This window comes from Candidatus Lariskella endosymbiont of Hedychridium roseum (genome assembly GCF_964020185.1).
In the GTDB taxonomy this organism is placed as follows: Bacteria; Pseudomonadota; Alphaproteobacteria; order Rickettsiales; family Midichloriaceae; genus Lariskella.
In genome coordinates this window covers 22,115-44,375 of the sequence record NZ_OZ026538.1, presented here as the reverse complement: position 1 = coordinate 44,375, position 22,261 = coordinate 22,115, and the positions used below count along the sequence as shown (strand labels likewise).

Sequence of the window (22,261 nt, the reverse complement as noted above, 5' to 3'; positions counted from 1 at the left end):
ATTTAGGATAAAATATGGCTGGAAAAATCATAATGAAAGGGGCTGAGGCTCGTGATAAAATTTTAAGAGGAATAGAGACGGCATATGAGGCTGTTGGTGCAACTCTTGGTCCGAAAGGACGTGATGTAATTATAGAGAAATCTTTTGGTGCTCCAAAGATTACAAAAGATGGCGTAAGTGTTGCCAAAGAAATTGAGCTTTTGGATAAAGTTGAAAATATGGGGGCTCAGATCTTAAAAGAGGCAGCTAGCAAAGCGAATGACAATGCTGGAGATGGAACAACTACAACCGTTGTACTAGCTAGGTCAATTGCTAAAAACGGTATTAAAGCTGTTGCAGCTGGTATGAATCCAATGGATTTAAAACGCGGTATAGATATAGCATCTAAGGTTGTCATAGAAGAGATCAAAAAAGTTTCAAAAGCTATAGCATCTTCTGAGGAAGTTGAACAAGTTGCTACTATCTCTGCAAATGGAGATCATGACATTGGCAAAAAGTTAGCAGAAGCATTTAAAAAAGTTGGCAAAGACGGCGTAGTAACAGTTGAAGAAGCAAACAGAAGTGATGAATTTGAAGTAGATGTTGTTGAGGGCATGAGCTTCGATAGAGGATATCTCTCTCCTTACTTTGTCACAAATGCGGAAAAAATGACATGCGAACTTGATAATCCTTATATTCTAACATTTGAGAAAAAAATTAGTAATATACAGCAAATGGTTCCACTACTTGAATCTGTAGTGCAAACAGGTAAGCCGCTGTTGATTATAGCTGAAGATGTGGAAGGAGAAGCACTTGCAACGTTAATTGTCAATAAGTTGCGTGTTGGCTTGAAGGTGGCTGCTGTAAAAGCTCCTGGCTTTGGGGACAGAAGAAAATCTATGCTTGAGGATATAGCATTATTGACGGGTGGTCAGTTGATCAGCGAAGACCTAGGAATCAAGCTTGAGAATGTTTCATTAGCACATCTTGGTTCTGCAAAAAGGGTAGTCATTACTAAAGATGATACGACTATAGTAGATGGTTCAGGCAAAAAAGAGCAAATAGATGAACGTCGTCAGCAAATTAAAACTCAAATCGCTGATACAAAATCTGACTATGACAAAGAAAAACTACAAGAAAGACTTGCTAAGCTTTCTGGTGGTGTTGCAGTGCTTAAGGTAGGCGGAGTTACAGAAGTAGAAGTTAAAGAGAAAAAAGATAGAGTAGAGGATGCGTATCACGCAACTAAGGCTGCTATCGCAGAAGGAATAGTCCCTGGAGGTGGGTGTACTTTACTTTATGCATCAAAAGCTTTAGATGGAATAAAAGGAAAAAATGCTGATGAAGATGCTGGTATTGATATTGTGAGAAAAGCACTTTCATCTCCTATACACAAGATCTTGGAAAACGCGGGTATTGATTCAGGGTTGATAGTTGCAAGGCTTTTAGAAGCGAGTGACAACAAAAAGATCTTTGATGCGCAAAATGTGCAGGTAGTTGACGCTTATCAAGCTGGGATTATCGACCCAACAAAAGTTGTCAGAAGCGCTCTGCAAAGTGCAGTTTCGGTTGCAGGTTTGTTGATTACAACAGAAGCTGTAATTTTTGAGAAAGCTGAAAAGAAACCTGCCGCTCCTATGCATGGGCATGGTGGTATGGATGATATGGGCTTTTAAGTTTAGCCAATTGAAACATACTCATAAAAAGCTCAGTTTTTTATAAATTTAAGATGCAACTATAGACGATAGCTTCCTTTATTCTAGGGAGCTTTGCGTCTATATGTTATTGTTATTAACAAAATGCACGTTCAAGGATTTTGAAGGCATAATTTTTTAGAGCGCCAGTTAATTTCTGTGAATACTTTTATAGTCAAGGAAGTTGGAGATATTATATATTTCAAGCAAAATCTACGATGTACTAGAAAGCGTAGAAATATGGAGTAAGGACCCAATTTTAGCCTAAAACTTAAAAGCCATATATCAGTCTATAACATCTTTTACTTCCCTGATTATATATATTTGCGAAGAAATTAACGAAATATATTGAAAAATTAGGCAAAAAAGGTCTGCGCAAGTGGATTTGCCGGTTTGTCGCAGGGCTATATCAGAAAATCAGTGCATGGCATTTTAAAAATGCTAATCTTTGTACATTGAACTTGCCACAAAAATTTATTTGTGCAGTAAATCGATTTTTGAAAGACATACTGCTTAAGTTGCTGATTATAGCTAAAACACTATAAAGTAGGCATGGCAAACGAGCATTTAGAATAAAAATTCATTCGTTTGGACGCCGCAATATAGCTGCTATTTCAGGTGAAAAGCTGACTTCAAATTTATCCAAAAGACAAAGTTTGGCATGACTTTTTATGCTGCTTTAGCTGATATTTTATAAGCAGCAACTCGCGTTAAAGTATCAGTCTTTGTTGTTCATATCTCAAGTATTAGGAGATTTATGGTTAAGATGCCGCATTGGCCAATTCCTTATGGAAAAAGCGTCATTGACCTTGAGTTATGGAGGATTAAAGCTCTTTTATCAAAACTTGGTGAGCCACAAAAAAAAATTCCACATGTAATACATGTTGCTGGAACTAATGGAAAAGGATCAACTATAGCATATTTAAAGGCAATATTTGAATCTGCTGGATATTCAGTGCATCGTTATACATCGCCACATTTAGTAAGGTTCAATGAACGTATAGTAATAGCTGGCAAAGAAATCGAAGACGAATTTCTTTACCAAATCGCAGAAGAATGTAGATTTGCCGCTGGTGATCTTGAGTTAACCTTTTTTGAAGGCACGACTGTAATGGCATTTCTTGCTTTCTCCAAGATTGAAGCTGACGTAGTCCTGTTAGAAGTTGGTCTAGGTGGAAGGTTAGATGCAACAAATGTAATAGAATCTCCGCTTCTCTCTGTAATTACGCCAATATCAATAGATCATACAGAATACCTTGGTTATGATTTATGTCAGATAGCATCTGAAAAAGCTGGGATTATAAAACAAGGTTCATTATGCACAGTAATTGGTTGGCAAGAAGAACGTGTTCTTGAACTATTACATAATTGCTGCATGCTGCGTCAAGTCCCATCTTTTGTTTGCAGACAAAATTGGAATTTTCAGAAGACAGCAAATGGTTTTTTGTTTATTACGCATGATAATATACTAGAATTACCAAATCCCTCTCTTCAGGGGATACATCAAATAATGAATGCTGCTTGCGCAGTTGCCGCTGTACAACAATTAAGCAACATTTACACTATTTCAATTGAAAATATTAGAAACGGTATAGAAAATACTTCATGGCCTGCAAGGATGCAGCTTGTGCAAAGCGGAGTGCTGCATTCTCTTATTCCTCAAGGTTCTGAACTTTGGGTTGACGGTGCTCATAATGTAGGTGGTGCTCAAATGCTTGCACTAAGCATTGCGCAGTTAGATGAACAAGATAAATTACTCTATCTAATAAATGGCAGAACTAAGCAAAGGGATATAGAAGGGTTTTTAGCACCCTTTTTAGGATGTGTTGAAATGTTATGTGCTGTTAAAGTTATATCAGAACCTTTAAGCGAATCAGCTAAAAACATAGCACTTGTATCAGAAAAGATGGGCTTCAGGGCAAGGGAATGTGAAGGTTTAAGGCATGCTATTGATTTAATAACAAAAGATGCAGGAAATAGGAATTTCAGAATACTTGTATGTGGGTCATTATACCTAGCAGCTGATCTCTTAGCTGAAAATGTTATATGAAAATAGCGGTTGCAATATCTCATGTATTGCAACAATCATTGGTCTATGCACCAAAAATCAGCCCTTAGATCGGCCGGCATTGTTGCATAATGCGTAGTGCATATTCTTGAGTTTATCGCTAAATAGATCAGCTAAATAAACTAACAAAGCTGGTATTTCAATAGCAGATAAACACAAGATACACAACTGGTCGGAATATAACACAAATTTAGTAAATAGAGGTAATATTTATTTTGTATTTGAGCAAGAAAGGGATGTGTTGATCAAGTATTGTGGCAAAGGAAGGATTCGGAAATACTTGTGATGATATAATTATCATGTGCCATCAGATCAAATATTTGTTTAAATTACCTTATAGACAGACTGGGATTGTTGCACTTCGTTTTAGAATGCAAGGGACTGACTATCTAAATCTAAAAGCTAGAATTTTAACCCCATCAAACTAACTTATAGACAATACTTTAAACAGCTGCATTATTATATGCTCTACTCCTGCTTTTGTTGCTCCAGAACAAGTAAGTACTTGTTTGTTTGTATGTGAGCTTAATATAGATGTCTTCTCCTCTAGATCTTGTGTTGTAACTAAATCACTTTTACTTAGTACTATAACTTCGAGCTTATCGCACAGCTCTTCCTTATACGAATTTAACTCATTATGTACGGTTTGATAGCTTAGTAAAACGTCCTGTCCAGTAGCATCTACCATATGTAACAAAACTCTGCAACGTTCAATGTGCTTTAAAAATCTGTGACCAAGACCATGTCCTTGACTTGCCCCTTCTATGAGCCCTGGAAGGTCAGCGATGACAAACTCCCTATGGTTCGCTCTGACAACACCAAGTTGCGGCCGCAGAGTTGTAAATGGATAATCTGCCACTTTTGGCCTTGCAGATGTAACAACTGATAAAAATGTCGACTTACCAGCATTTGGCAGGCCTAGTAACCCAACATCAGAAAGTAATTTCAACTTCAGCCATACCCACAGCTCATCCCCATCTTTGCCAAGAGTAGTTCTTCTTGGCGCTCTATTTACAGAACTTTTAAATGTGTGATTACCTCGGCCTCCATCTCCTCCTTTAGCTATGACGACTTCCTGTCCAACTTCTATCATGTCATGCAGCAGAACGACACCTGACTCATCCAACACTTGAGTCCCTACAGGAATATCTATCAACATAGTTTCGCCAGAAGCCCCTGTACATTTTGCCCCAGCTCCACTGCTACCACTTTGAGCTTTGAAGTGTTGCTTATAACGAAAATCTATGAGTGTATTTAAGTGATCAACCGCTCTTAGCACTATATCACCGCCTATCCCACCATTACCACCGTCGGGCCCACCAAATTCTATAAACTTCTCTCTGCGAAAACTCATTGCTCCATCTCCGCCCTTCCCGGCCTTAAGATAAATCTTCGCTTCATCAATAAAATGCATCTAAATCTAACTTCTATCTGTATATTGCTTTTCCTGTACGTTTTATCTTGCGTTGTAATACAAGCAGGCCGTACATTAATGCCTCTGCAGTAGGCGGACACCCTGGTACATACACATCAACAGGGACTATTCGATCACAGCCTCTCACAACAGAATATGAATAATGGTAATAGCCACCACCATTTGCACAGCTTCCCATAGACAAGACCCACCTAGGCTCTGGCATCTGATCATAAACCCTCCGCAAAGCTGCAGCCATTTTGTTAGTCAGAGTCCCAGCTACTATCATTACATCAGACTGCCTCGGACTCGGTCTAAAAAGCATGCCAAACCTATCCATATCGTATCTGCTAGCTGCAGCATGCATCATTTCAACTGCACAACAAGCAAGTCCAAATGTCATGGGCCAAAGTGAACCAGTCCTCGCCCAATTAATTAAATCATCAAGCTTCGCTGTTAAAAACCCCTTATTCTTTATTTCATCCCCAACATTGCTGAGCAATATATCTTGGTTCTGGTTAATAATTGGGTAATGGTTATGCGAAATCATACTATGTAATGAACTAAAATTTCAAAATTCTTCTTTGCGCAGTCAGTCTAAGCCATGATGATATAAAAACTGCGCTATTGTCATTATACATCAAATTCAAAAGCTAATGAATATAAACTAATGCTAGTTGCCAATTATTTTAATTCGCCTAAATATAGCACGGTTAACTGTGCTATTGCTAAAAAATCTGCTCTACACTCGTGTTATTAATCGGAAACCGACGTTATACTAATTCCCACAAATAACAGAATATATGGGCAAGTATTTTTTAGAAAAATTAGCATGAGATCTGAGTCATCTGTACTAGAAGTCCAGCGGCGAAGGGCGCACTTAAATTTTCAAAAAAGATGACGTACAGATGTGCTGTTATTTGCGGGAGTTGGTATTAAACTATGGCACTGCTCATCAAAGCCACTTGTACAGATCTTTTTGGCACTATTTTCCATATTACTTCCTTCATTTCTTCACAAATATATCACAATATCTGATTCAGAAATTAACTGGCACTCTAAAAAATCATGCCATTAAAATTCTCGCACGCGCCCTTATTTGAGGACAGGGCTATATGCTGCGCTAAAAAACAATTAGCTATTCCCACTCCAGAGCTCCGCTTTTCCATTCATATATAAAGCCAACAGCAAGCACAACAAGAAATATCATCATAGAGATAAAGCCATACATCCCAATCGCTTTCAAACTAATTGCCCATGGAAAGAGAAACGCAATTTCAAGGTCAAATATTACAAATAAAATAGCAACTAAATAAAATCTGATGTCAAATCTGGAACGCGGACTTGCAAATGCCTCAAAACCACATTCATAAGCAGACACCTTATCTGAGTACGACTTTGCACGATTTGTAATAAATGGCAGTACCACTAAAATAAACGCAAGACCAAAAGCAATCGCCATAAATATAAGAATGGAAAGATAACCTTGTAAATAATCAGACATATAGAGTTACAAAAATTGGTTAGTGTTGAAGCAAAGATATAGTGTCACATGCAGTTTAGCTTCTTGTTTCTCATTTGCAAAGAGATGTTTTTGCTACACACTTCATAAAGATGTACGAAAATTCAATGATTTTTGCAGGATAGACATGTTACTGCAGCTATGGCAGCACCTACCATCTTAGTTTTGTATTAGTCGACATTTTATCTTACATTTAGTAAATTAAATTAGTTATTAAATGGAGATAAGCAATGAACTTAAATCAAAAAATCATCAAACCGAAACTAGGTTTACTTGAATTGGCAAAAAGCCTTGGTAGTATATAATCTGCATGTAAGGCAATGTGTTATAGTAGAGATAGCTATTACAGATTTAAAGAACTATATGAAACAGGAGGAGAAGAAGCGCTATACGAGATAAGTCACAAGAAGCCAATAATCGCTAATAGAGTAGATCCTGCAGTAGAAAAAGCAGTAGTTGATATGGCGATGGAGTACAGCATATGGACAACTTAGAGTATCAAATGAGCTGAAGAAGAGTGGTATACTTGTTTCTCCTGGAGGAGTAAGATCGATTTGGTTACGTAATGATTTGAATAATATCAATAAAAGATTGAAAGCCTTAGAAGCTAAGATGGCCCAAGATGGTATTATATTGACCGAAGCACAGCTGCAAGTACTAGAGAAACGCCGTAATGAAAAAGAAGCACATGGAGAAATTGAGACACAACATCCAGGTTATTTAGGTTGCCAAGACACATATTATGTAGGCAATTTCAAAGGGATAGGAAAGGTTTATGCTCAGGTATTTATTGATAGCTACAGTAGATTTGCTGATGCTAAACTGTATACTGACAAAACTGCGATTACTGCTGCTGATATGCTAAATGATCGAGTGTTACCATGGTATGAGAGTCAAGGGATACCGATGCTTCGTATTCTTACAGATCGTGGAGGAGAATATAAGGGAAATATAGAACATCATGCTTTTGAGTTATTTCTCAGTATAGGAGGTATAGAGCATACAACAACTAAAGCATATTCACCTCAAACTAATGGTATGTGTGAACGTTTTAATAAAACTATGAAACAAGAATTCTTTGATACAGCTATGCGTAAAAAGATTTATACATCATTGGATGACTTGCAATTAGATCTTGATATTTGGTTAGAATATTTCAACAATGAAAGACCTCATTCTGGTAAATATTGTTATGGAAAAACACCTATGCAAACTTTTTTGGATAGTAAAAAGTTAGCTGTGGAAAAGAATAATGAAATCTTGTATCTCAGTTACATATCTGACAGTCAAAACTTAACTGACAAGCAGATATAAAATTTATAACTGTCTGTAAGATCAAATCTTGACTTCTACAACTAAAGACTTTCTGAGTATTTTATCTCCAAAACTTTCTTTACTTGTTTTACATCTGGTTTGTAATTAAATAATTTGATCAGAAGTACAATTAATAGAGCGATCTTCAGCACAATCACGACAGTTGAAACTTTTTTGATTGATATTTTTTTCATATCACGAATACTCTGATTATCTAACAGTTACTGTTAATTACATTTTTTAAGCAACAATAATTTAATTCAAAGCTTACTTTTCAAAATCAATGCTTTTTATACAGCAAATTTTGCAAGCATAGAGTCCATTAGGCGCTGATTTAAAACACTATTTAGACACTATAAGCATCATTTTATGCTGCCTCTGAGACTTTTGGTGCGTGTATCAGCGCAAGTGCTATTCTTTTACAAAGAAATATGTTGAAACACAGCATGTATTAAATATACAAGCAGATTTTATTACTGGCTCACTCGTAAAAGTTATAGCGCTGGCTCAAAGTCATGACATTGCAAGCCAAAGCTTTACTTATGCTGCGCAGTACATCATAGCACATGTGTAATATGCGCTGCAAAATTAGCATCTATTAACTCGTAGTTTTTGTTGCATATGATACTCTTTATATTATTTAAGCAATAAATACTACAACTAAAACTTTAAACTTTGCTCTTCTATTCAATCGCACTTTTGATTAATAACTCACCTTACGCAAGAGCATTATTTTTGCGTAAATTTATCAATTCATTCATAGATGCTATATTCGCTGCTACTAACAATTTATATTTAATAGCAAAATGATTGGTTGCAGTGGCAACCTTTATAATTTCTAACTTGCAAAATGCTACGATTGAAGCAAATATATGGTTTGCTTGAGATCGCATCTTTTTCGTTGGAGATTTTGCAAAGCTTGTATTTTCTTTGATAGATTTGTGATATTCCTCAATTCTCCATCGTTTTTGATAGATTTCGTACAAATAGGCAGCATCATGTTCTGTATCATTAGAAGCAAGGTATAGAATACCAGTTGATCCGTCCTCGTTTATGAAAACTTTTTTGATTAGTAAAACTTCAAAAGATACTCCTTTCAACCATACCTTCTTTGATTCTCCATCCTGCATATCTAATGATGAGATTTGTTGAAACTTCCCCAATTTTTTATCTTTACATGATAATGCAATAATTCTATTTGATTTAATACCTATAATAAACTTTTTACCAAGCGATTCTATGAATTCCATATTCTCTTTAGAACCAAACCAATTGTCGGCTAAAATATGCTCAAACAACACTTTGTTCTCTGTTGATCGTTTTATGAGATTGCGAAAATGTTGGTTTTTGCTAATGCTAGATTTACGCTGTACTTTTCCTGTCTCAATATCAGAAAAACTAACATCTTTACGAATGAGTGCGTACCCAAACGGAAGCACTACGTCACCATACGAAACTAAGCACGATAAAATGTTTATCCCCTTTACATGCATTCCTTTAGCATAAGAGTGATGCCATGCTACTATCTCATTTTCATCCGTATAAGGTTTCTCTTCTATTGAATCATCTAATATCAAAACACATCCCTTGTTAAGCTCATGCTTCCTAATTTCTGGCTTGATGTATAACCATAATTCTTTTGATCCTAAATCTTCAGAATTAAGATATTTTGTAATCTTGTCGTGGCTTATATCTCCAGACAATAAATCTGATAAACCAGTAGCTGTTGCATACTTATTTTGACAAATTAAATAGTCTGAATATATATCCAATATTTTCTTAGACATACTTTATTTTTTTATTTCGCTTACTTTTACTACCTTTATACTGATTTTGTCAATTTTGCGTAAGGTGAGTTAATAATATTTGAGAGTTTTCACAATTAGATAGAAGTATGATATGATCACTTTTTTAAAAACTAAAGAGTGGTTTTATGGTTTGTTGTAAGGGATGTTGCTCTGATATCTTTGTAAAGAATGGCATTGTGAGGGGTGTACAGCGTTATAAGTGCAGATCATGTTCTAAATTTTGTTGAGGGCGATCTGGGCAAGAAGCCTCAAACAGCTGTTAAGAAAGCATTATGCGTTATGCTATATAGTCTTGGTAATGGCTCTTTTTCTATGTTATGCAAGATATTAGGGCATTCGCCGTCCATAATTTATCGCTGGGTAGTAGAGGCGATGGGCAAGACTCAGGAGCCAGTTGTCTCTTCGGATATTATGGAGATGGAATTCGACGAGATGTGGCATTTTATTGGTTCAAAAAAAACAAGCTTTGGATCATTAAGGCAGTTGATCGTAGTACAAGGAGAACAGTTGCCTGGGTTACAGGCAATCGTGATACTGCAACATTCCAAAAGCTCTACAACAAAGTGAGTCATCTGAAAGAATGTCATTTTTATACGGATGATTGGGAGGCTTTTTCTAAAATTTTACCCAAAGAGCGTCATACAATTGGAAAGTCTGGCACAGTATGTATCGAGAGAGATAATAGCAACACGCGACATCATTTATGCCGAATGACACGGCGCACTAAAATCGTTTCTAAAAAAGAGTCAATGGTCTACAGATCCATCAAGCTTTGGTGCACTCTTACTATTACACAAATATTCAAACAATATCAAGAACAGCTCTTATCTATCTTTATGTGAAAACTCTCTAATCTTTATGTGCTCAAATAAAAGATTCAATTCCTAATTTTCAAGGTGCTGTATATCATCTTATTAGTTTGTTTGCAAATACGAAGCACAATATATGCTGCAGGCGAATGAAGAGTTGGTAATTTAGAATTTGATACGAAGCTCCATTTTAAAAGAGCTAGAAAGAACTTGAGAGCAGTGTATAAATACATAACAAGCAGTTTGACTATGACAAATTTTTAAAATATAGCGAGTATACTCATGTTTATAGGATTGATACAGCTTTGCTAATAGGTAGGCATTGCTAACCAAGAATAGATTTTGCTTTTAAATTCGCGTATATCGTATACTGCCTTGATAGTAAGTTATATTGGAAGCATTATATATGTTAAGTTGTAAGCATTGTGGCAGGATAGGAAGCACAAAGAATGGCTATATTAAAGGTCGTCAGAGGTATAAGTGCCTAGAGTGTAAAAAGAGCTATAAGTCTGGAGATATGAGAGTAAAGTACAGCCTTAATAAAAAGATGAAGGTTGTTAGTATGTATCTGGAGGGAGTTGGAATTAGATCAATCGAGAGATTAGAAAAGGTCTCGAGTTCACTTATAATAAAGTGGATTAGAAAATTCTCAAAGCTTCTAAAACAAAGGCTGAATGATGTTACGATACCTGAGGATGCCAAGCAAATCTCAATTATTGAGCTGGATGAGCTTTTTAGTTATTGCCAAAAAAAACTAACAAAGTCTACATTTGGCTTGCTGTTGATAGGGACAGAAATAAAGTTGTTGATTTTGAAGTGAGCATTGTCAGGGATTTTGCATCCTATCTTCCGATTGCCATGCGATTACAAAGTAGCTACGAGATAGAGATATCATGCAGTGACCATTACGACGTTTATGAAAAATTTAGGATTGCTAAAAAACACTATTCTACTAAGGCAGAAACGTCTTTAGTGGAATCATTCAACTCATTAATACGGCACTATTTAGCCAGGTTTCATCGTAAAACCAAACGTTACAGTAAGGCCATAGATATGATCTATAACTCTATCCTAATGCTTTTTAATAAAGACTTGCTGATATCTATCTTTAGTTAGCAATGCCCATAGGTATGGATTTTTTATTGTTCGTTACATATAGCATGTATATATTGATACTTCTTGTGATAAAGAAAGAGTTAGTATACGAAGTTAGACTTCAAAAGAAGTTAGGAAGAATGCGCAATGTATACAAAAATACATAAGGAACATTCCGCACTGTGCCAATTTTGAAAAGTATAACGAGTATAAATACGAAACTTACAAGTCTCATTTAAAGAAAGCAGCGACTAAAAAACGACATGTTAACACTTATAGGATAATAAAATTAAAGAATATTTTTAGTTTATATGAAATTACTGATAGTAGAGTCTCCGGCAAAAGCAAAAACAATAAATAAGTACTTAGGACAGGACTTTAAGGTTATATCATCCTATGGTCATATTCGCGGCCTGCCTTCTGAAAAAGGCGCTGTAGACCCTGATAACGGGTTTGCAATGCGTTATGAAATCAATGATGGCGCAGAAAAACGAGTGGAAGAAATTATATCATATGTAAAAAAAAGCGATGAAATATACCTTGCAACAGATCCAGATAGAGAAGGAGAGGCAATTTCATGGCATATAATAGAGGTGCTAAAAATACGCGGAGCGTTAAAAGAAGAGGCTACGATAAAAAGAGTGGTATTTTATGAGATTACAAAAAATTCTGTGCTGGATGCCATAAAAAATGCAAGATCATTGAATGATAATCTTGTTAATGCGCAGAAAGCGAGGCAAGCATTGGATTATCTTGTGGGGTTCACTCTCTCTCCAGTTCTCTGGCGTAAGTTGCCTGGAAGTCGCTCTGCTGGCCGTGTTCAATCTGTAGCTCTTAGAATGATCGCAGAAAGAGAATCTGAAATAGAAAAATTTAAAACTGAGGAATATTGGACGATTACCGGAATATTCCAACCAAAGGCAAAGGCAGAGTTCAGTGCACAGCTAACTGTTTTTAATAACGAAAAACTTGATAAACTCAGTATTAAAACGCAAAAGGATGCAAATCATATAAACGATCTGCTAAAGCAATTTGCTTACCATCTCTCAGAAGTAAATAAGAAGCAAATTAAACGGCATCCTAACCCACCTTTTACTACAGCAACACTTATCCAAGAAGCCTCAAGAAAGTTTGGCTTCTCTGCAAAAAGAACTGCACAAATAGCTCAAAAACTTTATGAAGGGATAAATATTGCTGGCGAAATGATTGGACTCATCACATATATGAGAACAGATAGCGTTAATATATCGCAAGAATCGATAGCCGCAACACGCAACTTGATTAAAAACACTTATGAGAACAGTTACCTTCCAAAGTCTCCAAGGATATATAAGACGAAATCTAAAAATGCACAAGAGGCGCATGAAGCAATTCGTCCAACCGATGTGGATAAACTCCCTCAAAACATAGCTTCTTACCTTGAACCAGAGCAGCTGAAGTTATACGATTTAATATGGAAGAGGCTTGTTGCAAGCCAGATGGAAAGCGCAATTCTTGACTCTGTTTCTATTAATATTCAATCCGAAGACAAAAGCATATCTTTTAGGGCAACAGGCTCTACAGTTGCGTTTCCTGGATTTTATATTCTTTACTCAGAAAGTCATGATGACAAAGAGCAAGAAGAGAGTGAAAAGGAAAATAGGCTACCAAAGCTTGAAGAAAAAGAAGAATTAAAACTCAAAGAAAGCAATCCTCTACAACATTTTACACAACCTCCACCAAGATATACTGAAGCAAGTTTAGTGAAGAGTATGGAAGAACTCGGAATAGGGAGACCTTCTACATATCCGTCAATTATCTCAATATTACAAGACAGAAAATATGTGTCACTTGAAAAGCGAAGATTTTTTACAGAAGCGCTTGGAAGACTAGTGAACGCATTTCTCACTGCATTCTTTGCAAAATATGTAGAATATAACTTCACAGCAAATCTTGAAGATCAATTAGATGATGTTGCATCAGGTGGACAAGATTGGAAAGAATTAATGCAACAGTTCTGGCACCCATTTAAAGAAAAAACAGATACTGTACTTGGCGTACCTAATGCAGAAGTTCTATCACACATACAAAAATCTTTGGAGTATTATATATTCGGTGATGAGCAAGGAAATGAAACCAGAAAGTGTCCATCATGCAGTAGCGGAACGCTTGAACTCAAAACAAGTAAGTTTGGTTCATTTGTTGGCTGTAGTAATTACCCAAATTGTAAGTACACAAAAAAACTACATGCGATACAAGAAGAAACAGGACAAATTAGTGACGCTAAAGTGCTTGGAGAAGACGCAAATGCAAGTCAAATCAGCTTGAAGCGTGGGCCTTATGGGTTTTATGTTCAAATCGAATCGTCTGAAAGTAATAATAAAGTTAAGAGAATGCCTGTACCCCAAGGTGTTGATATAAGTTCAGTTGATTTAAAATATGCAAAGGCATTACTAGAGCTCCCAAAATCACTTGGTATACACAAAGAGCTAGGTTATGAAATCAAAGTTTCCATAGGAAGGTTTGGTCCGTATGTTGAGTGTAACAAGACATATGCTTCTATTACTAAAAAGAGCGGTATAGATTTTTTAAATATCACACTTGATGAAGCCATAAAATTAATTGCTGAAAAGCTAAATAAAATAAAAGATCAGCCAAGTAAACCAAGAGCAGCAAAAAAGACAGCAAAAAAACGTGGTATCAAAAAAAAGTGAAATTGATCACTCTAATCAGATTTTATTAAATAAATCGAGAGTTTTCACAATTAGATAGAAGTATGATACGATCACTTTTTTAAAAACTAAAGAGTGGTTTTATGGTTTGTTGTAAGGGATGTTGCTCTGATATCTTTGTAAAGAATGGCATTGTGAGGGGGTGTACAGCGTTATAAGTGCAGATCATGTTCTAAATTTTGTTAAGGGCGATCTGGGCAAGAAGCCTCAAACAGCTGTTAAGAAAGCATTATGCGTTATGCTATATAGTCTTGGTAATGGCTCTTTTTCTATGTTATGCAAGATATTATGGCATTCGCCGTCCATAATTTATCGCTGGGTAGTAGAGGCGATGGGCAAGACTCAGGAGCCAGTTGTCTCTTCGGATATTATGGAGATGGAATTCGACGAGATGTGGCATTTTATTGGTTCAAAAAAAACAAGCTTTGGATCATTAAGGCAGTTGATCGTAGTACAAGGAGAACCGTTGCATGGGTTACAGGCAATCATGATACTGCAACATTCCAAAAGCGAATTGGCAAAAAGCCTTGGTAGTATATAATCTGCATGTAAGGCAATGTGTTATAGTAGAGATAGCTATTACAGATTTAAAGAACTATATGAAACAGGAGGAGAAGAAGCGCTATACGAGATAAGTCGCAAGAAGCCAATAATCGCTAATAGAGTAGATCCTGCAGTAGAAAAAGCAGTAGTTGATATGGCGATAGAGTACAGCATATGGACAACTTAGAGTATCAAATGAGCTGAAGAAGAGTGGTATACTTGTTTCTCCTGGAGGAGTAAGATCGATTTGGTTACGTAATGATTTGAATAATATCAATAAAAGATTGAAAGCCTTAGAAGCTAAGATGGCCCAAGATGGTATTATATTGACCGAAGCACAGCTGCAAGTACTAGAGAAACGCCGTAATGAAAAAGAAGCACATGGAGAAATTGAGACACAACATCCAGGTTATTTAGGTTGCCAAGACACATATTATGTAGGCAATTTCAAAGGGATAGGAAAGGTTTATGCTCAGGTATTTATTGATAGCTACAGTAGATTTGCTGATGCTAAACTGTATACTGACAAAACTGCGATTACTGCTGCTGATATGCTAAATGATCGAGTGTTACCATGGTATGAGAGTCAAGGGATACCGATGCTTCGTATTCTTACAGATCGTGGAGGAGAATATAAGGGAAATATAGAACATCATGCTTTTGAGTTATTTCTCAGTATAGAAGGTATAGAGCATACAACAACTAAAGCATATTCACCTCAAACTAATGGTATGTGTGAACGTTTTAATAAAACTATGAAACAAGAATTCTTTGATACAGCTATGCGTAAAAAGATTTATACATCATTGGATGACTTGCAATTAGATCTTGATATTTGGTTAGAATATTTCAACAATGAAAGACCTCATTCTGGTAAATATTGTTATGGAAAAACACCTATGCAAACTTTTTTGGATAGTAAAAAGTTAGCTGTGGAAAAGAATAATGAAATCTTGTATCTCAGTTACATATCTGACAGTCAAAACTTAACTGACAAGCAGATATAAAATTTATAACTGTCTGTAAGATCAAATCTTGACTTCTACAGATATTCCGTCACACTTTTCACAATTGGTACTTTTAGAACGATCCTTACGTATCTTGTTAACACTTGGCGCACCATTCTTCCTAGCTCTTTTTAAAGCCTCACTTGTCTGTCTTTCAAAAATCTATTTGATGCGCTAATTTTCGGATATATAATTTGTCCTGTACCTAGCAAATACTATTTAACAAAATCCATAAGGCTTTTGACAATTTTACCACTTTTCTTGCTGAACTTTCAGTACACTATAATTGCCTGCAACAATCGTATGTGCATAATACCAACCCTTCATTTACCTGCAGTAAATAATGTTCGTACAAACTAGAGAAATATGCCTTATAGTATTGTAATGTAATATCATCTTGCTATCAGGATTCTTTTCTCGTAACAGATTTTCTTTAATAGATAATTGCTTTTTGTAACAAATAGTATATTTTTACTGCATGTTGTGCATAAGTTTTTAACACTCTGTTATATTATTTTATATCGATTCACAATTTTAAAATGCTAAAAAATAAAAAATATAAGATACCTACAGTTCCGCTATCACAGCTTTTCCCAAGCATCGTAACAATGCTAGCTCTTTGTTTAGGTATCACAGCAGTTAGATATGCTCTTGATGACAAATTTGATACTGCAGCAATCTTAATAATAGTTGCGTCTGTCATGGACGGCCTTGACGGCAGGCTCGCCAGATTATTGAATGCCACCACAGCATTTGGTGCACAGTTAGATTCGCTAGCTGACCTCGTGAGTTTTGGTGTTGCTCCTGCAATTGTAACTTACCTCTGGTCTTTATACCAAATTCCATATAAAGGCGTCGGTTGGGCGGTAATACTACTTTTCATCACATGTGCAGCGTTTAGGTTAGCACGCTTTAATATATCTCGTTCAGATCCAAAGAACTTCTCTATAGGAGTACCAATGCCTGCAGCAGCCTGCCTTTGTATAACCCCAATGATTCTTTCATTCCAGATATTAGATTTACATGAGAATTACTGGCTTATTGCAATTTATATGATATCTGTTGGTATCTTAATGGCAAGCCGTGTTCCAACGTTTGTGCTAAAACATATGCATATACAACGCAATAAGATTTTGCCTATAATGTTAATGTTCACTATCTTAATAATCTTGCTATTAATAATGCCGTGGATAGTATTTCCTATATTGTCTGCTGCATATTTGATATCAATACCGTTTAGCATCATTTCATACAAAAAAATTAGAGTAAATTAAATCAGCTCATTTGACCTCACTATTATTATGCAATACACGTACAGGAAAATACTAAAGTCTTTATTATATATTCCTTTACTGTGTACATTGTTCTCATTTGCATTATTCCTGTATATTTATACAGGAATAAGAAATATACCTATGCTCTCAAGGTATATTAGCAGTTACATCAGTAAGCAACTGGAGTTTGTACAGCTTAACATAAATAGTGTAAATATTTCTTGGAATAAGCAAGAATCTGAATTATATACTGAATTTCAGCAGGTACATTGCACTTTCGGAGAAAAAAGCGAAGTCTTTGTCCCAAGTATTGGTCTTTCATTAGATATATGGGGGGTCCTAGGCAGTTTCGGTACAGCCAACAATTTTGTAAAATCTATAGATATTAGCGGCGAGATCGGATTCAAATTTGAAGACGTGCTTAACACACACCCTAAGCACATAACGAATTTTCAACATCTGATAGGACATAATGCATCTGCTGCATTTCAAAAAATTGGCAACATTTCAGAAGAAGTGTCTGATGCTTTGAATGGTATTGAAATAAAATTTACACTAAAACAAGACGCCCAACCATTATCTCTTGCACTAAATAAAATAGTTATAGAACCAATTACATATAATGGACTCACTTCTCTACAACTTTATCTAGATGGGCATATAGCAAATGACCACGTAATATTGTCAGCATATTTAGATACCAGTAGATTGAATGAACTTTACGTACGCGGCGAATTTAAAAACATTTCCCCACATATGATAGCTCATGTGATCTTTCCAAAAGAAATAGCGGAGGAGATGAAATACTATTTCGATGGCATATTTAATTTCGTTATAGATGATAACTATGGATTGGACACAATCCAATTTTCCATAGTAAATTTCCCAAGATTTCTAAAAAAAGGACTAATATTCGAACAAGAAATAAAAGTTGAAGATTTTGCAATGTCAGCAAAGTGCTCAGGCAATTATACCGATATTCTCATAGATCAATTCATGATTAAAGCTGGAGATTTAAATCTAAATGGTACTTTTAATAAGAGCTCAAATGACGTAATGGTTGGATCTATACAAATCAATGATTTGGAAGTTTCCAAGTTATATCAATATTGGCCTAAACCAGCAGTAGGAATAGTTCGAGATTGGTTACAACAACACTTAAAAAATGGCCTCGTGAAAAATGCTAGAGTGGAATTCTTTTTTGATTTGCCTCAGCTTTTATCAGGTGTCATATCAAAAGATACTGTAATCGCTACGTTTGATTTAAATGATGCTAAGCTTAAGTATATGGAGCAAATTCCAGAACTGAGTCTTGCTAATAGTAGAGTTATAATTTCAGCAAATGATGTTGAAGTCAAATCAGAAGAAGTATCATTCCTTGGTAGCAAAGTTAAAGATTTAATAGCAACAATAAACTACTTTCCAAAACAAGTACTAGTAGAGAATTTACAACCGACTAAAGATACTAATCAACAATATCATGGGGTTGGTCTTACTATTGCAGCAAAAGTATCTGGCCCTCTGCAAAATCTAATTAATATAGGCTTTTTACACACGGGGAAGCAAAATGAAAAGTTAATCGGATATAAGGGAAATTCTGAAGTAAATCTAAAATTCTTTGTTCCATTTGATGATGAAGTAAGCCTTGATACAATGCATATGCAAATAGTGGGCAAATCATTTAATACCAGCACACCAAAAGTAGCTGGAAATTATCATTTGAGTGCTAAAGAAGTAAATCTATCATTCATCGGTAGAGCTTTGGATATAAATGCTTCAAGCGCAATAATCAATAACGCACTTCCAGCAGCAGTAAATGTTAAGTATCTAGTCACAGATGATCTAGATATATCAATAAAATGCACCTCTAGTGCAAACGTTCACACCTTTAGACAAGCAGACATTTACGTGCCAGATTTTATAAGTGGAACTGTCAAATTTAACGCTTCAGGCACTATTAAAGCAAATGATGCATTATATAATATAGGTATCGATTTACAGAACTCACATATAGACCTAGGAATTATAGGCGTGCACAAAAGTATAGGTGTTTATGGACAAATGAATGTGACTGCCAAAAATCAGCCGACAACAAAAAGTCTATTTGATATAAAGTATCAGCTCACTTTACCATATCTTCAAAGCGAAGGAGATGGGATTATTTCTGAGGACTTGACTAGCTCCATTTTAATAAAATCTCAGAATTCACTTTTACGTGGTCATAGCATGTCATTTAATTATGATGCATCGACAAAAGCTGAAAAACTACATCTCAAAGGAAATGTACTAGATCTCAGCACAGCTAATTTTACTAAAGTAGATAACGTTACTAAAAGTTCCAGAGCGAAAACATTTGAGTTAACAACTGATTTTAAAAAAGTAATACTGAAATCTGGAGTAGAATTGATTGCACCTACAATATCTATGAGTTGTACGCTTGAAATGTGCAATGATTTCCATGTAAGAGGGAACTTTGCAAAAACCGGATATGTAAATATATTTTATAGATATCCAACCATTGCGGTGATATCTAATGATGCAGGAAGTATACTGAAAGCCTTTGGTATATATGACCGTATATCAAACGGCAGCTTGGAATTTAAAGCTGAATTACTCAATAATCAGTCACTACAAGGTAAATTTCTTATAGAAAAGTTCCACGTTAGCAACACCCCTTTGCTCGCTAAATTCTTAAGCATGGTAGCGGTCACTTCTGCATCTTTTAAGGGCCTTGGTGACTTTGTAAGTGGCAGAGGTATGGGGTTTGATAAACTATCATGTGATTTAGAATATGAATTTCCAGCTATATACTTTAAAGAATGTAGAGTGAGCGGTCCAATATTACGCGTTAAAGGATCAAGCGTTATAAATCACAAAACAAAACTCATAAAAGCTGCAGGAGTCTTGGTTCCAACTAACATAGTAAACACAGTAATACAAAGCATACCAATAATAGGCAATTTAGTTTCTGGTGGAAAGGACAATGGAGTAATATCCACAAATTTTTACGTTTCTGGAAATTTAGATAAAGAAGTGCAAATTACAATTAACCCATTGTCATTGTTGACTCCTGGATTTTTAGGCGAAATTTTTAATCAGGAAAGCTCGATATTGCGCAAATGATTTGCGAACTCACTAAAAAAAATATAAATTTTGATTGCTTGAAAATATTTTTGAGAGTTTTCACAATTAGATAGAAGTATGATATGATCACTTTTTTAAAAACTAAAGAGTGGTTTTATGGTTTGTTGTAAGGGATGTTGCTCTGATATCTTTGTAAAAAATGGCATTGTAATGGGTGTACAGCGTTATAAGTGCAGATCATGCTTTCTAAATTTTGTTAAGAGCGATCTGGGCAAGAAGCCTCAAACAGCTGTTAAGAAAGCATTATGCGTTATGCTATATAGTCTTGGTAATGGCTCTTTTTCTATGTTATGCAAGATATTAGGGCATTCGGCGTCCATAATTTATCGCTGGGTAGTAGAGGCGATGGGCAAGACTCAGGAGCCAGGTGTCTCTTCGGATATTATGGAGATGGAATTCGACGAGATGTGGCATTTTATTGGTTCAAAAAAAACAAGCTTTGGATCATTAAGGCAGTTGATCGTAGTACAAGGAGAACAGTTGCCTGGGTTACAGGCAATCGTGATACTGCAACATTCCAAAAGCTCTACAAAAAGTGAGTCATCTGAAAGAATGTCATTTTTATACGGATGATTGGGATGCTTTTTCTAAAATTTTACCCAAAGAGCGTCATACAATTGGAAAGTCTGGCACAGTATGTATCGAGAGAGATAATAGCAACACGCGACATCATTTATGCCGAATGACACGGCGCACTAAAATCGTTTCTAAAAAAGAGTCAATGGTATACGGATCCATCAAGCTTTGGTGCGCTCTTACTATTACAACCTCAGTTCGATATAAGAGCTAAGTTTATTATTTTATTTTTCCATGAGACTGCTGGTTTATTTGGTTTTAAAGTATAAGCAGTTATTCCAGCAAATAAGTTAGCTAAGAAATTAGTTGTTGATCTATGCCTTGTGTGCTGTATATGACAGATATTCTTCAGTTGTCCTATAGCTGTTTCAATAAAGTTACGCTTGTTTAAAAAGGATTTTTGAGCTTCAGAATATAGCTTTTCTTTCATGTTTTTCTTAAGTCTAGTAATTAGCTCTAAACCTTGAGCACGTAGCTTTTTAGCTATGTTCTTGCATATATATCCACGATCTCCAAACAGCCATCCTTTCAAGTTGCGTGCAAGATTCTCTACAACTGCTCTATCATCTTTATTACCAGGTGTTATTGATATATTAATAATTTCACCACAATCATTCATGATAATATGCAATTTAAATCCAAAGAACCAACCAGTTGATGTTTTCCCACGTTTTGCTATATCTTTGAAAACTTTGTGTCTTCTTATGCGCATATTATGACAAACCTCAAGCTTTGTTGAATCAATATAGTATTTACCAGTCTTACTTCCAGATAAAGAGCGTAGCATAACCATCTGTGGCACAACAGCATGCTTCATAAGCTCAACAAATCTATTGTAACTCACTAATCTTGGAAATTCCGACGCATAGTGTATGCTTAGACAGTCTTTATAAAAATCTTTAAATGTTCGATAATGACTAAGTTGGAACATCACAAGTATTGTAATGATCTCTGATAAGCTCAGCATGTATTGCCTATGTCTTAATCTTCTCTCACTGCATAAACCTCGATTCTGCAATTGCTCTTCAAATAGCTTGCAAAAGTCATCTATATAACAGTATAGCTCTAATAAGGGAACCATGGTATATCCTCAAAATGTAGTGGTTTTGGAGGAATTCTAATGGTTCCATTCTTATGCCGCTAATCTTATTTCTCTATTCCTTACGTCGAACTGGGGTTATTACACAAATATTCAAACAATATCAAGAACAGCTCTTATCTATCTTTATGTGAAAACTCTCAAATTTTTATTTCGTATATAATCCGCACATCGAAAAAACACACTAGTTGTATAGTTAATAAT

17 protein-coding genes and 2 pseudogenes are annotated in these 22,261 nt (G+C 35.6%); 14 read left to right on the top strand and 5 right to left on the bottom strand.

Annotated features, from left to right (window positions below; genetic code table 11):
- Positions 1-14: 14 nt before the first annotated feature.
- Both groL and AACK98_RS00180 read left to right on the top strand, forming a co-directional pair.
- Positions 15-1,655: a chaperonin GroEL gene (gene groL, locus AACK98_RS00185; RefSeq protein ID WP_339041369.1), complete on the top strand. Its 1,641-nt coding sequence runs from the start codon at positions 15-17 to the stop codon at positions 1,653-1,655.
- Between the two features lie 775 nt (positions 1,656-2,430).
- Positions 2,431-3,723, top strand: coding sequence for a folylpolyglutamate synthase/dihydrofolate synthase family protein (locus tag AACK98_RS00180; protein ID WP_339041367.1), 1,293 nt, complete (start codon positions 2,431-2,433; stop codon positions 3,721-3,723).
- Positions 3,724-4,165: 442 nt separating this feature from the next.
- Here the strand turns inward: AACK98_RS00180 and obgE are convergent, their stop codons facing one another.
- The 3 genes from obgE to ndhC all read right to left on the bottom strand — a co-directional run bounded on the left by obgE (position 4,166) and on the right by ndhC (position 6,659).
- Positions 4,166-5,155: a GTPase ObgE gene (obgE, locus tag AACK98_RS00175; protein ID WP_339041365.1), complete on the bottom strand. Its 990-nt coding sequence runs from the start codon at positions 5,153-5,155 to the stop codon at positions 4,166-4,168.
- A gap of 13 nt (positions 5,156-5,168) precedes the next feature.
- Positions 5,169-5,705: an NADH-quinone oxidoreductase subunit B family protein gene (locus AACK98_RS00170; RefSeq protein WP_339041363.1), complete on the bottom strand. Its 537-nt coding sequence runs from the start codon at positions 5,703-5,705 to the stop codon at positions 5,169-5,171.
- A gap of 588 nt (positions 5,706-6,293) precedes the next feature.
- Positions 6,294-6,659: an NADH-quinone oxidoreductase subunit A gene (gene ndhC, locus AACK98_RS00165; protein ID WP_339041361.1), complete on the bottom strand. Its 366-nt coding sequence runs from the start codon at positions 6,657-6,659 to the stop codon at positions 6,294-6,296.
- 338 nt (positions 6,660-6,997) lie between these two features.
- Here ndhC and AACK98_RS00160 point away from each other — a divergent pair.
- A pseudogene (locus AACK98_RS00160) lies at positions 6,998-7,991 on the top strand (IS481 family transposase).
- Between the two features lie 716 nt (positions 7,992-8,707).
- Here AACK98_RS00160 and AACK98_RS00155 read toward each other — a convergent pair.
- Positions 8,708-9,778 carry a transposase gene (locus AACK98_RS00155; protein WP_339041359.1) on the bottom strand — a complete coding sequence of 357 codons (1,071 nt, stop codon included), beginning with the start codon at positions 9,776-9,778 and terminating at the stop codon, positions 8,708-8,710.
- A 204-nt stretch (positions 9,779-9,982) separates the two neighbouring features.
- On the opposite strand from AACK98_RS00155, the gene AACK98_RS00150 reads away from it, so the two are divergent.
- The 11 genes and pseudogenes from AACK98_RS00150 to AACK98_RS00100 all read left to right on the top strand — a co-directional run bounded on the left by AACK98_RS00150 (position 9,983) and on the right by AACK98_RS00100 (position 21,172).
- Positions 9,983-10,366 carry a hypothetical protein gene (locus AACK98_RS00150; RefSeq protein WP_339040485.1) on the top strand — a complete coding sequence of 128 codons (384 nt, stop codon included), beginning with the start codon at positions 9,983-9,985 and terminating at the stop codon, positions 10,364-10,366.
- Entirely contained in the window at positions 10,270-10,641 is a 372-nt protein-coding gene (locus AACK98_RS00145; RefSeq protein ID WP_339042707.1) for an IS1 family transposase, read from the top strand. Before AACK98_RS00150 ends, AACK98_RS00145 begins: the two co-directional genes overlap by 97 nt.
- A 373-nt stretch (positions 10,642-11,014) precedes the next feature.
- Entirely contained in the window at positions 11,015-11,428 is a 414-nt protein-coding gene (locus AACK98_RS00140) for a hypothetical protein (RefSeq protein WP_339041173.1), read from the top strand.
- Complete coding sequence (locus AACK98_RS00135) at positions 11,350-11,724, top strand: IS1 family transposase (protein WP_339040222.1); 375 nt, start codon at positions 11,350-11,352, stop codon at positions 11,722-11,724. Before AACK98_RS00140 ends, AACK98_RS00135 begins: the two co-directional genes overlap by 79 nt.
- 290 nt (positions 11,725-12,014) lie before the next feature.
- Positions 12,015-14,396: a type I DNA topoisomerase gene (gene topA / locus AACK98_RS00130; RefSeq protein ID WP_339041357.1), complete on the top strand. Its 2,382-nt coding sequence runs from the start codon at positions 12,015-12,017 to the stop codon at positions 14,394-14,396.
- 160 nt (positions 14,397-14,556) lie between these two features.
- Positions 14,557-14,955: a hypothetical protein gene (locus AACK98_RS00125; RefSeq protein WP_339041355.1), complete on the top strand. Its 399-nt coding sequence runs from the start codon at positions 14,557-14,559 to the stop codon at positions 14,953-14,955.
- 15 nt (positions 14,956-14,970) lie between these two features.
- A pseudogene (locus AACK98_RS00120) lies at positions 14,971-15,964 on the top strand (IS481 family transposase).
- A 539-nt stretch (positions 15,965-16,503) separates the two neighbouring features.
- Entirely contained in the window at positions 16,504-17,238 is a 735-nt protein-coding gene (gene pssA, locus AACK98_RS00115) for a CDP-diacylglycerol--serine O-phosphatidyltransferase (protein ID WP_339041353.1), read from the top strand.
- A gap of 417 nt (positions 17,239-17,655) precedes the next feature.
- Entirely contained in the window at positions 17,656-20,361 is a 2,706-nt protein-coding gene (locus AACK98_RS00110) for an AsmA-like C-terminal domain-containing protein (protein ID WP_339041351.1), read from the top strand.
- Between the two features lie 117 nt (positions 20,362-20,478).
- On the top strand, positions 20,479-20,955 hold the full coding sequence (locus AACK98_RS00105; protein ID WP_339041349.1) for a hypothetical protein: 477 nt from the start codon (positions 20,479-20,481) through the stop codon (positions 20,953-20,955).
- Positions 20,918-21,172 (top strand): IS1 family transposase, encoded by a 255-nt coding sequence (locus tag AACK98_RS00100; protein ID WP_339041347.1) that lies wholly within the window; start codon positions 20,918-20,920, stop codon positions 21,170-21,172. The genes AACK98_RS00105 and AACK98_RS00100 overlap by 38 nt, the downstream gene beginning before the upstream one ends.
- Here AACK98_RS00100 and AACK98_RS00095 read toward each other — a convergent pair.
- Positions 21,152-21,925: an IS982 family transposase gene (locus AACK98_RS00095; protein ID WP_339040242.1), complete on the bottom strand. Its 774-nt coding sequence runs from the start codon at positions 21,923-21,925 to the stop codon at positions 21,152-21,154. The genes AACK98_RS00100 and AACK98_RS00095 overlap by 21 nt on opposite strands.
- Positions 21,926-22,261: the final 336 nt, after the last annotated feature.